We start from the raw sequence: 13,062 nt of genomic DNA, 5'->3' as shown, positions 1-13,062 counted from the left end.
ATTGTAAAAATCAGTATAGATAAGATGAAAGAAAAAATCATACTATCAGTTTATATCATATTTATTTCGATATCCGTAACTGCTGCCAATCTGAGATTATCTCCCCTGTTTTCAGATTATATGATTGTGCAACGGGATGCTCCCGTTAAGATATATGGAAAGGGCATACCCGGAAACAATGTAGAAATCAATTTCGAAGGAGCTGGTTTCCAGACAAAAATCGAAAAAGATTCTTCGTGGTTGATAACACTGCCCGAATTTGCTCTAAATAAAAATTATACTATATCTGTTTATTCGGGAGAAGATAGCGTTCAACTGAAAGAGGTGGTAGCAGGTGATGTCTGGCTATGTTCCGGTCAGTCGAATATGGAATTTCAAATGGCAAATTTTCCATGGTGTGACGAAGAAATCAAAAATGCCAAAGACCCGGATTTGCGTTTCTATTCTGTCCCGAACAGTATCGATATGATTCCTGCAAAGGATTTGGTAGAAGGAGGGCATTGGAAACAAGCTCTGGGTAATGATTTACGGCAATGTTCTGCTACAGCTTATTTCTTTGCGAAGAATATAAGAAAAGAGGTTGATGTGCCGATTGGTATTATTTGTTCCGATTGGAGCGGAACAGGCTTAGAGCCGTGGATGTCTGTCGATGCCATTAAGAAATTCCCCCAGTTCGAAAAAGAGTATAAGGAGTTTACATCTCACAATAAAAGTCGCAAACAGATAGAAGCCGATTTCAAAGAATTAAGAAAGACTTGGGACAAAGAATATTATCTGACAGGAAAAGGCTTTGATGAAAAATGGTATCTGCCATCGACAGATTTTTCAGATTGGACTCCATACAAGCCCTCTGAAGGATATTGGGAGAACGCAAATATAGGTTTAGATAAGTTTGATGGAGTGGTCTGGTTTCAAACCACTTTCGATTTGCCCGATGACTATAAAGAGGGAGATTTCCATCTTTTTTTGAGCTATATCAAAGATTATAATATCACTTGGGTAAATGGTGTAACAGTGGGAGAAGTCTTTGGAGATAAAAACTGGAGCGATTACTACGTATCTCAAAATATATTAAAAAAGAAAGACAACGTATTGGTCGTACGTGTGTTGAATGTAGAAGGGAATGGCGGTTTCAGCTTCCATCCTTTTTGGGCTACCCCTATATTGAACGGGCAGTGGTATTGCAGGAAAGACGAACCTTTGAAAGATAATTTCGTTGTACCTCATATTGTGAATGTAAACCCATTCTCGCATCCTGCAATTTTGTATAATTCGATGATTAATCCCTTAGCCGAAAATGTAAAGATCAGAGGTGTGATCTGGTATCAGGGTGAATCTAACGCAGGTAGAGGTTATGAGTATCGTTATCTCTTTCCTGAAATGATTACCGATTGGAGAAGGAAGTTTAATATACCCGAAATGCCATTTTACTTTGTGCAATTGGCTAATTACGATTCTATCGATACCTCAGGGAATAATAACGACTGGTCTGAACTTCGGGAATCGCAAGACCTTGCAACAAAACTGCCTCATGTAAAAATGGCAACAGCTATCGATTTGGGAGAAGAAAAAGATATACATCCCAAAAACAAACAAGATGTAGGTCTTCGCTTGGCTGAACTTGCATTAGCCGATAGTTATGGAGTTCTAAAAGAGAAAGAATATCCGAGAATTAAGACTGTTGGGTTTACTGAAGGTAAAGCAAGTGTTCAATTAGATAGCGATTTTATTATTCTGAATGACCAACAATTCATTAAGGGGTTCTCTATTGCAGGAGCAGATGAGCAATTCTATCCGGCTATAGCTGAAAAGGATGGAAATCTGATTACTGTTTATTCAGAGAAGGTTCAGAATCCTCAGGCGGTACGTTATGCATGGTCTAAAAATCCGGGAGAGTTAAATCTTTATGGAAAAAATAGCTTACCTGTTTTACCTTACAGATCGGATAATTGGAAAGGCATAACTGACGATAGGGTATATGATCCTGATATTGTCTATTTTTAATACTTATAAATCTAAATAAAGTAACTATGAAACAAGTATTTGTATTTGCAATGGGACTGAGCCTGTTAGTCGGTTGTAATAGTCCCAAACAAGAAGTAGCTATTGATACAACAGTTGAAATGGATTCTGTGTTTTGTGAAAGATTACTGCCGCCGTTGGGTGGTGGAGTCACTGGTGCCGACGGAGCCATATCGATAGATTTGAAAGACGGCAGATCGATGTTTATGTGGGGCGATTCGTTTTTTGGAGATGTGGTAGATGATGTGCGCCAACAGCCGGTGGCATTTATGATGGGTAATGTCTTTACGACTATTGATGATAAAGAAATAAAAAATTATTTTCAAGGAACACCTCAAGAACCAAGATCATACATAGAGGCAGACTCAACAGGTAAAGGTCCAACATGGTATTGGCCCGGGCATGGATTTGTTAAAGACGGAATATTATACTTGTTCATGTCTAAGTTTTACAAACAAGGAAACGGACCGTTTGGCTTTGAATATGAGCGTTGTGATTATTTTACATTGGATGCTAAAACGTTGAAGGTATTAACCAAGACAAATTTTCCGGCAGCAAATGAGAATGGTGTACATTACGGGCATGCAGTTTTAGAAGATGGTAAATATGTGTATGTCTATGGAACGCTTTCGGATAACAAAGCATTTGCAGCAGATGTACATGTCGCACGTTGTGTAGTGGATAACAAAGCTCTGGCTAATTTTGAGTTCTGGGATGGAACTAACTGGCAAACCGATGCAAAAAAATCGCAAAAGATCGGAGGGGTAACTCAAGCGGTTTCGGAACAGTTCAACGTAGTAAAACTACATGACAAATATATTCTGGTAACTCAGGATCGTTTCAAAAACGTAAAAGATATATACTCATTTACTTCCGATAAACCGCAAGGCCCCTTTGGCAATGAGAAGCTTATCTATACGGTGAATGAACCAAACTATGAAGCAGACAGCATGATGACTTATAATACAATGGTACATCCTCAATACATTAAAAACGATAAAGTATTAATGTGTTATAACGTCAATACATACGATATGGAAAAGGTTTGGGTAAAAGCATCTGTTTATAAACCTCGCTTTTTCTGGATGCCTATTACTAATATGACAAAAGAATAAAGCTGAAACTTCTAAATATGAAGAGTTCTGATTTTAAATCAGAACTCTTTTTTGTATCTACACGATAAGATAACTCTATATAAATTAAGGATTAGCAACCTATGCTGATCCTGATGCAGAATGTGATTATTCTTCTTTTGAAGAAAAATATATTTACTTTATACAAAATGAGAAACTTATAAATGCAGACTAACTTGTCAATCATTTCGATAAACAGCATGATAAAATAAGATACAATCAATCTGCTTATATTGTACAGTTCCTTATCAATAATTACGGAATAGAAAAAATGAAAAAGTTGTGGGTCGATAAAATGGATAATTTTGTCGAGATCTATAACTCAAGTTTTGAAGATATTATAAAAAAAATCGAAGTTGAGTTAGTCCTTAAATACCCTGAACCCATTGAATTTGAATGGAATGAATTCGAGAGAAAATGTTATTAAGAGAAAAATATCCGAATATAAAAAGTTATTTCAACAAAAAGCAAAGCATCTGATTTTTCAGATGCTTTGCTTTTTGTTGAAAAAGTTGTTCGCGAATTGTTGACTTTAAAATAAGCGTCACAGACTTAACAAAATAAAAATGATAGTATTAGATTGATGTATCTTTTTATTATTCTACCCCCCAGCTCTTATTCGGTTTATTTCCAAGCCAGATTTCCAGATTTCCACCTGCTGCAAATACGTCATGTCCAAACCAATACTTATTTAATGGTTGAGTATTGAGCTCTGCTTTCTGGATATAGCAGTTTTCTTTCGAGTTGTTGTGAGTTTTTATTTTGAATTCTTTGCCGGAATAATATTTCGGATCTAGCTTAATTGTTATTTCATCAAAAACAGGACTTGTTATTTGGTAAGCAGGATTTTGAGAACCCGTACCATCCAGGCTGAATATTCCGAGTGCCATTAATGCACTCACCCCACCCATTTGCCCTTGATCTTCATCATGACCTCCATAGCCTCTGTCGGGAGTTATAGCTCCATAAGCTTGTGCTCCTACCTTTCTTACCCAATACTGCGATAACCAAGGCTGTTTTGCCAGATTAAATACGTGGGCATTGGAACATCCCGGTTGATTTGCATAACTCACATATCCGCTTCCATATCCAAAAACAAAGTCATCTTTATCAGATTGTTCAAAAGCATAATTTAGTTTCTTGCAAAGAGCATCATAGCCACCCATTAATTTTGCCAGTTCAGGTATTTCGTGCGAAACAGACCATGTGGCTTGCCATGCATTGGCTTCTATCCATCCTTGATTACTTAACGGATCGTGGTGCAACCATTTCCCTTTGGCATCTTTAGGGATTACCAGTTCAAGATCAGTATTATACAATTTCCTCCATCCCTGCGAGCGTTTCATATAATATTCAGCATCCTTCTTTTTTTTCATTTTGTAGGCCATCTGAGCCAATGACCAATCTTGGAATGCCGCTTCCAGTGTAATACCTGCATTTCCAGGATAATAGCCATTGTTGATGTAGTATTGAATTTCTTTTTCAGGACCTAGCATTCCTCCCGGACGGTGATTACTCACCATAGCTTGGTAAGCTTTTTCAGTATCAACCTTAGTAAGTAAGTTTTTTTGATAAGCACTGGTAATAAGATTAGTTGCAGGACAACTAGTCATAATGTAAGAATAACCTCCTGCATTAGGACCACGAGGCAGCAGTCCTCCATTATCGTTATATTGAACAAGGCATGCAGCAAAATCGTCCAATACTTCAGGCCATGCCAACCCCCAAAGAATGTTTAAATTCCATTGAGTTAACCAAAATGCATCTGAATTATACATGTGGAACTTTACAGAACCATCTTCATTTTTAGGAAGTGTACGTACTTTTAACTGTGCTCCAATTGTTGCATTACCGACTCTTTTGCCTTGAGTATAATCAGGATAATCACCCGAATAGTCGTCCAGTTTATGACGTCCAAGTAAAGTATGCCAAATATCTGTGTAGAATTTAATTTGTTGCTCATTACTGCCACCTTTCACATCAATTCGCCCTAACCATTCGTTCCATTCTTTTTGAGAAGCATTCTTTACAGCTTCGAAGTCCCATTGGTTACCATCTTTTTCCATATTAAGACGAGCATTTTCGATGCTGGTATATGATATTGAGAATTTTACCTGTATTTCGTCTCCGGCTTTTACATTGTAAATAGCACTTACACCCGATGTTGGAGCTTCGTAGTAGCTCTCTCCTCCATTTCTTGCCGTTTTTTCATTCACGCCTTTATGTGTAGAGATATTAGAGGATACTTCTTTGTCATCCCATCCGTTCAATTGCTCAAATGGTTTATCAAAACGCATGGTAAAAAATATTCTTACATTATCGGGGCCGCCCCAAAAACGTCCTGTTGTATTTACAGATCCTTCGATTTCAGTATTGCTTACTTTTGTTACTCTGCAATCGTTCATCGTTGTCTCACCTAAATATCCACCCAAATTAAGTAGTAAGTTCGAAACAGCATCTTTCGTATAACGAAGTTTATAGAAACTAACTCTGTCGGTAGCTGTTTGTTCAACCCATATTCCATAATCATCTAAAAATAACCTGTGATATCCGGGTTGTACTATCTCACCATCATGCGAGAATTGTGATTTCCACCTGTGTTCACCCAAAGTAGGGTTAATAGCTCCTGTTGTAGGCATAAGGCTTATACCCGATAACATCCAGCAGTGTATTTGTGGAAATCCCAGTACTTCGAGCGAATTGTAATTATATCCGCCTCCGTATTGGTTCTTGTTACGTGTGAGTGGTGCTGCACTAATCATCCCAAAAGGCTGATTGCCGGTAATGAAGAAGAAATAGCGACCACGTGCAGATTCTACATAAGGATCTACCTTCGACACATAATCTGTATAGTTCTCAGGTGATGGGTAGACCTCGATTTCAGACAAACCCAGATTGAGTCCATCTCCGTCGGTTACTTCAAACTTTATCCACTCCACTTTTTTTGTTGGAAAATCTATTGCTTTTGCATGACCGTTATTAGGAATTTGGTTTACAAATATGCTTGTTCCGTCGCTAAAGTGTAAAGTTCCTCCGGCTATATGGCTATCTGCAGTCGGACGGTCATATAATATAACTTTATTAATGCTCTGAGCGGCATCCCATTCTAATTTTATCCAGGGATAGTCAATTGCACCCCATGAAGTTTGTTTGCTTGAAGATACCCACTCGTTTTGATTATCGACACTTATTATGCCATCAATCGCTTTATTTGCTGCGAAATTACTATCTTTTTCTGAGGATGCACTTATTTTTGCTTTGGGAGCAATGTTGTATGGTCCTGCAAGTAGATTTAAGCAGCATCCTATAAATAATAGTAATAGTAATGCTTGTTTTTTCATAGTATTTATTTTAGTAATGATTTTATAGTTTTAGATAATGAGTAAACATTCTATGTATGTTCATACATTTATGAGATAAGCAAAATAAGTGATAATATTTCAGATATCAAAAATAAAAGAGATTTTTTTTAAAGCCATCTGAACTTACAATTACCTAAACTCTCATCACCTAAAACATGTACACTGTTTATTTCCTTATTAGATAAGTAGTTAGTGAATTGTGTTGCGTGTAGATAGACAAAAGAAAGAGAAAAAGGATTACTTGCGAGGTATGTTTTATAAAGACAAAATCAGTAAAACTATTTTATCCACAAACTATATCGGTTGCCACCAATATTTCAGGAAAAATATCGACTAAGGAGAAAAATGTGCACTAAGAATCCGTATTTAAATATAAGAATCTGTTTTAATTGTGAAAGAAGAGAGAGAGAGAGAGAGAGTAGGGAAGTAGCAAGAATAAATAACCTGCTTTTCCAATTTCAACATTCTAGAGTAGAATTAGTCCGCTTTTCCTCGAGATTATTCCATACAGTATATTTATGTTGATTTATTCAAATTATCAATTGATCTTGTCCATATTCAAAAAATAAGGAGGGTGATGTCATAGTATGCTGTAAGGAGTTTGAAGTTTTAGAAATTACCCCTGAAACTACACAAATTAAAGATGCTTTTAATAAAAAATATAAGAAGAATCAAAATGAAGAAGGATCAAAAGAGGATATACCAACTTTTACTTTCTTCTCAATTTTTGATGAATTTGTAAAAGAATGTGGAATACAAAATAACTGGACTGAATCTACATATAAAAAATTTAAGACTGTAAAAAATCATTTAATCCAATTTGATGCAGAACTCACATTTGAATCTCTGGATGAATCCCGATTAACAGATTATGTCAATTATCTTAGAAATAAAAAAGACTTTAGAAACAGTTCAATAGAGAAACAACTTAAATTTGTTAAATGGTTTCTTCGATGGTCTATAAAGAAAGAATACAATAATAACAATGCTTTTGATGCATTCAAACCTAAACTAAAAACAACCCAGAAGAAAGTTATTTTCCTAACATGGAACGAACTTTCTAAACTGAGGGAATATCCTATTCCAGAAACTAAGAAGTATCTGGAGCGAGTACGCGATATATTTTTATTTTGCTGTTTTACCGGACTTCGATATTCTGATGTGTTTAACTTAAAACGGACGGATGTAAAGGAAAATCATATTGAGGTTACAACAGTGAAAACAGCAGATAGTCTGATTATTGAATTAAATAACCATAGCAAAGGTATACTTGAAAAGTACAAGGATGTTCACTTCGAGCACAACAAAGTTCTGCCGGTAATTACAACTCAAAAAGTAAACGATTATTTGAAAGAATTGGGAGAACTAGCCGGAATAGACGAACCCGTTCGTGAAACTTATTATAAAGGAAACAGACGAATTGATGAAGTTACTCCTAAATATGCTTTATTAAGTACCCATGCAGGTCGTAGGACATTTATATGTAATGCTTTATCATTGGGTATTCCTGCACAGGTTGTTATGAAATGGACAGGACATAGTGATTATAAGGCGATGAAGCCTTATATAGATATTGCAGATGATATAAAAGCCAATGCAATGAGTAAATTCGACCAATTGTGATTATTTTTGTAAAACAAGAACAATTTGGGCAAGAGGCTCTTGCCCAAATCCAACCAATTTAACTATATGCAATTAGATAAGCAAAAACAATTCTCCGACATTATCCAGTTGATTAAACAATCTAGGAACGATGCGTTAATAGCTGTAAATACAGAATTGATTAATCTATATTGGAATGTTGGTAAGTATATTAATAAACAATTGACCAATGCTAGTTGGGGAGATAAAACTGTAGATGAGTTAGCATCCTTTATACAAAAAGAGCACCCGGAAATAAAAGGCTTTAATCGGAGAGGTCTTTATCGGATGAAACAGTTTTATGAAACATATAGTACCATGTCATTTGTGACATCGCCGATGACACAAAATCAAATCGCTGAAAATCAGGATGTGAAAATTGTGTCATCGGCGATGACACAATTCGATAATATAAAAGAAACTATTTTAACAAAAGTCAGTTGGACACATCATTTAGCGTTAATCTCCCGAGCAAAATCAGATGAAGAAAGAGAATTCTACTTACAGCTTTGTATTAAAGAAAGATATACGGTAAAGGAATTAGACCGCCAAATAGACAGCAGTACATTTGAACGGGTAATGATAAGTAATACAAATATACCCCAAAAGATAAAGAATGAATATCCTGATATTAGGAATAATCTTAAAGACGACTATGTTTTTGAATTCTTAGGCTTGCCTGACTCTCACGATGAAGGAGATTTGCAAAAAGGGCTAATAAGCAAAATGAAAAATTTCATACTCGAATTGGGAAAAGATTTTTTGTTTATAGGAGATGAATACAGGGTTCAGGTTGGTAATAGCGATTTTTATATTGATTTGCTTTTTTATCATAGGGGGCTACAATGCCTCGTTGCCTTTGAGCTGAAAGCCGAGAAATTTAAACCGGAACATTTAGGACAATTGAATTTCTACTTAGAAGCATTAGACAGAGATGTGAAAAAGGAAAATGAAAATCCGAGCATAGGGATACTATTATGTAAAGGCAAAGATAATGAGGTTGTTGAATATTCTTTAAGCCGCTATTTATCCCCTACAATGGTTTCGGAGTACAAAACACAACTACCCGACAAGAAGCTATTACAAAGGAAATTACATGAACTATTTAAGTAAAATCCCATAATACAATAAGGTATGGAAAAACTTGAAAGACCTTTATCCGTATTGATAGAACTGTTACCTCAATACAGGTTAGTTAACTCTTTATATTGGGACACAATAAATGAGTCTAAATTGAACTTTCATAATCAATGTCTTATCACAGATTTTTATAACGGGTTTAAAGACACCCTTACCTTTGATAAAACAATTCTAAACTTTATCCTTACAACTGATAAAGAAAAACAATTACAGATTATAGAAAGCTTTAGAGTAGAAATAGACAGGAATATTGAAGCATACACCAACAACAATGCTTTCTTTAATAAATTGGACACATCAAATATCTGTGCAGAAAGACCCGATCCGTTCCCACATGAAATTAAAATACAGTTACAAGAAACAAATAGCGTATGGCAAAAACTAAAAGAGCTAAGAGGTAATTTAGAAGCAGAAAGCTGGAAGGGAAACCAAGCAGCTACAGATCGATTATTCAAAGAGGAAGAAGAACTGAATAAACGATACAAAGCAGAACAAAAGAAACTTAATATCCTTTATCAGAAGAAGAAAAAAGCTGATAGTAACACATCCAAGTATGCCGAGAATCTATTCGCCAAGATACACCAATTAAGCACCACCTTTCAGACAATAATCAACAGCTACTTTCCCGTACAACAAGAAACGGTTGAGAGTCCTACTCCTGATATAGAACCAGAAGAAAAGCCGATTACTGAACAGTTGGAAGAAAATAATAAGCCACCGATAACAGTAAAACCCATCATAGAACCCGATATGATTTTCAGGTCGGATGAAATGTATCTCAGATTCCAAAAATTAGAACAAAAGCTAATTGCCGACAAATATTTAGATGAGAATCTGAATTGGATTTCCAAACACGATAATAGGACAGTCGATATAAAAAGCCTTGTTACGTTTCTAGTCGGTTTAGTAGAAAACAGGTATTTCCTTCCAAACAAAGACCCTAAAATCAAAATATTCTTTGAGGCTCGTTACACTGTCAGGATCGGTCAGAACTTTGAGAGAAGCAGACGTACCCCTCTATTGGATCAATACCCTGTTATGTTCTATGATTACAAATTTTAACAAAAGTACTACTTCAACTACGACCAGATTACGGATTCGTATCAGGGATTATTATCGTAAATCACTCATTATCATTTATTGAAAATCGACTTGACTACGATTTCCGACCTACCCTAAAAACTCATATTAACTTCGTGACATCGCATGACGATAGACCGGCCGGCTATCCTATTGCATGAATTTCTAAATTTCAGGTGTTATGAATATTAATGAGTTAAAAGAAAAGCCAATCTGGCAAATGACAGGAGAAGAACTGTTATGCCTGTTAAAAAGTGAAGGAGTAAAAGATGCTCCTGTATCTCCTGTAATTGACACATCCAAAAAGTATGTATATGGGATACCGGGTATCTCTAAACTATTTGGGTGTAGTATTCCCACCGCTTGCCGTATCAAGAAAAGCGGGAAGATAGATAAAGCCATTACACAAATCGGCAGAAAGATTATTGTCGATTCGGAACTGGCTATTGAACTGGCAGGACGCAAGAGCGGAGTACGGAGGTAATGCAACAGTCAAAAGCCAATGAGGCAATCCCTGTTTGCGAATTGTGGCAAAAATCACGTTTGTATGTTACAGATCAGTTTTTGCAACCGCCTGTCGTACTTAGAGTCGATGATTCAATCATCGGTACTCTGGGTAACTTCAGTGCGTCCACAGGGAAAGCCAAGAGCAAAAAGACATTCAATATCTGTGCCATTGTAGCTTCGGCTTTAACAAATGGCACGGTATTGAATTACCGTTCCGATTTCCCCCATGCTAAGCGGAAAGTCCTGTATGTGGATACTGAACAAAGCCCGTTCCACTGTCAAAGGGTATTAAAGCGGATTCTATCATTGGCTGACTTATCGACCGAGAAACAACCTGATGCACTGGAATTCCTGTGCCTAAGAGGCAGCGACCCTAAAACCCGACTATCTATAATCGAATATGCTATTTATAATATCCCTCATCTGGGGTTAGTTATTATAGATGGTATCCGGGATTTGGTCTATGATATTAACAGTCCGAGTGAATCGACAAGCCTTATAACCAAACTGATGCAGTGGACGGATGAACGGCAAATACATATCCATACCGTTCTGCAAGTCACTAAAGACGATATGGACAAGGATATCAGTTCTGTTGCCTCTATGTATATCCGTGACAGGGATTTTGAGCCTTTCGCTTTTCGCATCAACGAAGACAGTTTGCCTGAACTGATAGAAAACGACCAACCGCAGCAACCACTGAACAAGAAAGCATTCGATTATAAGGAAGTATCGGAAGCAAAACACAGAGAAGCATTGGAAGCGGTATTTTCTATCGGAGAAAGTCTTTCCTATGCTTCGCTTATAGACAGGTTGCGGTTATGCTATACGGATGCAGGTTATGCCTTCGGAGTAAGTAAGGCGAAACAACTGAAGCAGTTTCTGACCAATAAGCGTATGGTTACTCAAGGCGAAGATAAACAGTATCGCTACAATCCAAACTTCTATTATTGATCTCAAACACAGGTTTAGGTTAGTTTGGGTATATATATAATAAACCATACTAACCTACTTCCTAGTCCTTTCATCTGGAAACTCTTTGCTGGTGAAAGAAAAAAGAGTATTCAATTATCCTATTATTCACTCAAATACAAAATTATTTATGAACTCAATACAAGCAAAAACAATCAAGATAGTAGATTACCTTTATTCACAGGGAATTGAACCAAAGAAGATACAAGGGAATAACTACTGGTATAGCTCACCCTTACGAAAAGAAGAAACGCCATCTTTTAAAGTGGACTGCCTACTAAATGTCTGGTACGATCACGGATCAGGTAAAGGAGGTAATATCCTAGACCTTGTTATGGCAATACATAACCTACCCAATATATCAGCAGTACTAAGCCATCTAAGTAAGGAAAGCAATTCTTTTTCCTTTCAACAGCAAGATATCTTAAGTAGTTCTGATAAACAAGATCAGAAAGATGCAACTATACAGGTAATAAAGGAAATACCGATTTCACACCCGGCATTGATAGGCTATATCCAATCCCGCCATATTGATTTGGCGGTGGCTCAGCTCTATTGTAAGGAAATACACTACCAAGTACAGGGTAAGAACTATTTCGCCGTAGGATTTCCTAATGACAAAGGAGGATATGAATTGAGCCATAAATCCAATAACGAATCTACTTTCAAAGCCTCAGTATCTCCGAAGCATATAACCACCTACAAAAAAGCCGACACCCATACCGAAGCCTATTTAGTCTTCGAAGGCTTTATGGACTACCTCTCTTACCTGACCATGAAAAATATCCAATACTCAAAAGTAGACGTTGTCGTGTTAAACTCCATATCCAACCTGTCCAAAGCCATCGATTTTATAACATCCCATCAAAAAGTCTATACCTATCTTGACAATGACGAAGCAGGAAAAAACGCAACACAACAGATCAACAGATATAGTAGTACACACAACTGTATACACATAGACAAGTCAACGGACTATGATGCCAACTACAAAGACCTAAACGAGTGGCTCTGTAAAACCAAGCTAAAAGAGAAAGAACAGCAAGTACAAAAAGAAGAGCAGATACGCAAACCCTCCAGAGGTTTCAAGCGGTAATTCCCGTCAGCTACCCCAACGGGCTTTTAAAGAAAAGCCATAGCTCATTAGGGCATTTTCTTAACGCTCCGTTGCACTCTCACTAAAAAAGCCCTCCTGAGTCAAGGGG

At 36.7% G+C, this 13,062-nt stretch carries 8 protein-coding genes and 1 pseudogene; 8 read left to right on the top strand and 1 reads right to left on the bottom strand.

Annotated elements, in window-relative coordinates; translation table 11 throughout:
- The first annotated feature begins 24 nt into the window (after nt 1-24).
- Together CLV62_RS18360 and CLV62_RS18355 are read left to right on the top strand one after the other, a co-directional pair.
- Nucleotides 25-2,004 (top strand): sialate O-acetylesterase, encoded by a 1,980-nt coding sequence (locus tag CLV62_RS18360; RefSeq protein WP_110312239.1) that lies wholly within the window; start codon nt 25-27, stop codon nt 2,002-2,004.
- Between the two features lie 26 nt (nt 2,005-2,030).
- A complete protein-coding gene (locus CLV62_RS18355) occupies nt 2,031-3,137 on the top strand; it encodes a DUF4185 domain-containing protein (protein ID WP_110312238.1) in 1,107 nt (368 codons plus the stop codon).
- Between the two features lie 614 nt (nt 3,138-3,751).
- Here CLV62_RS18355 and CLV62_RS18350 read toward each other — a convergent pair.
- The gene (locus CLV62_RS18350; protein ID WP_110312237.1) at nt 3,752-6,496 is read right to left on the bottom strand and encodes a GH92 family glycosyl hydrolase; all 2,745 of its coding nucleotides are present in this window, start codon (nt 6,494-6,496) and stop codon (nt 3,752-3,754) included.
- 615 nt (nt 6,497-7,111) lie between these two features.
- Here CLV62_RS18350 and CLV62_RS18345 point away from each other — a divergent pair.
- The 6 genes and pseudogenes from CLV62_RS18345 to CLV62_RS18320 form a co-directional block, all read left to right on the top strand.
- Nucleotides 7,112-8,140 (top strand): annotated as a pseudogene (locus CLV62_RS18345) (tyrosine-type recombinase/integrase); the annotation flags it as partial.
- 66 nt (nt 8,141-8,206) lie between these two features.
- On the top strand, nt 8,207-9,271 hold the full coding sequence (locus CLV62_RS18340) for a PDDEXK nuclease domain-containing protein (protein ID WP_110312235.1): 1,065 nt from the start codon (nt 8,207-8,209) through the stop codon (nt 9,269-9,271).
- A gap of 21 nt (nt 9,272-9,292) precedes the next feature.
- Complete coding sequence (locus tag CLV62_RS18335) at nt 9,293-10,360, top strand: hypothetical protein (protein WP_110312234.1); 1,068 nt, start codon at nt 9,293-9,295, stop codon at nt 10,358-10,360.
- 199 nt (nt 10,361-10,559) lie between these two features.
- Nucleotides 10,560-10,862: a DUF3853 family protein gene (locus CLV62_RS18330; protein ID WP_110312233.1), complete on the top strand. Its 303-nt coding sequence runs from the start codon at nt 10,560-10,562 to the stop codon at nt 10,860-10,862.
- Nucleotides 10,862-11,839 (top strand): AAA family ATPase, encoded by a 978-nt coding sequence (locus CLV62_RS18325; protein ID WP_110312232.1) that lies wholly within the window; start codon nt 10,862-10,864, stop codon nt 11,837-11,839. Before CLV62_RS18330 ends, CLV62_RS18325 begins: the two co-directional genes overlap by 1 nt.
- A 148-nt stretch (nt 11,840-11,987) precedes the next feature.
- Nucleotides 11,988-12,953 (top strand): toprim domain-containing protein, encoded by a 966-nt coding sequence (locus tag CLV62_RS18320; RefSeq protein ID WP_110312231.1) that lies wholly within the window; start codon nt 11,988-11,990, stop codon nt 12,951-12,953.
- Nucleotides 12,954-13,062: the final 109 nt, after the last annotated feature.

Origin of the sequence: Indolivaga alginatilytica, from assembly GCF_003201355.1 — a bacterium.
Taxonomy (GTDB): Bacteria; Bacteroidota; Bacteroidia; order Bacteroidales; family Dysgonomonadaceae; genus Dysgonomonas_A; species Dysgonomonas_A alginatilytica.
Note: the sequence above shows the minus strand (reverse complement) of the source record. Positions and strands in the feature narration are given on the sequence as shown.

Excerpts from the sequence above, each read along its gene's own strand:
- CLV62_RS18355 (WP_110312238.1), top strand. The coding sequence starts at position 2,031 with ATGAAACAAGTATTTGTATTTGCAATGGGACTGAGCCTGTTAGTCGGT.
- CLV62_RS18320 (WP_110312231.1), top strand. The coding sequence starts at position 11,988 with ATGAACTCAATACAAGCAAAAACAATCAAGATAGTAGATTACCTTTAT.
- CLV62_RS18340 (WP_110312235.1), top strand. The coding sequence starts at position 8,207 with ATGCAATTAGATAAGCAAAAACAATTCTCCGACATTATCCAGTTGATT.
- CLV62_RS18360 (WP_110312239.1), top strand. The coding sequence starts at position 25 with ATGAAAGAAAAAATCATACTATCAGTTTATATCATATTTATTTCGATA.
- CLV62_RS18330 (WP_110312233.1), top strand. The coding sequence starts at position 10,560 with ATGAATATTAATGAGTTAAAAGAAAAGCCAATCTGGCAAATGACAGGA.
- CLV62_RS18350 (WP_110312237.1), bottom strand. The coding sequence starts at position 6,496 with ATGAAAAAACAAGCATTACTATTACTATTATTTATAGGATGCTGCTTA.
- CLV62_RS18325 (WP_110312232.1), top strand. The coding sequence starts at position 10,862 with ATGCAACAGTCAAAAGCCAATGAGGCAATCCCTGTTTGCGAATTGTGG.
- CLV62_RS18335 (WP_110312234.1), top strand. The coding sequence starts at position 9,293 with ATGGAAAAACTTGAAAGACCTTTATCCGTATTGATAGAACTGTTACCT.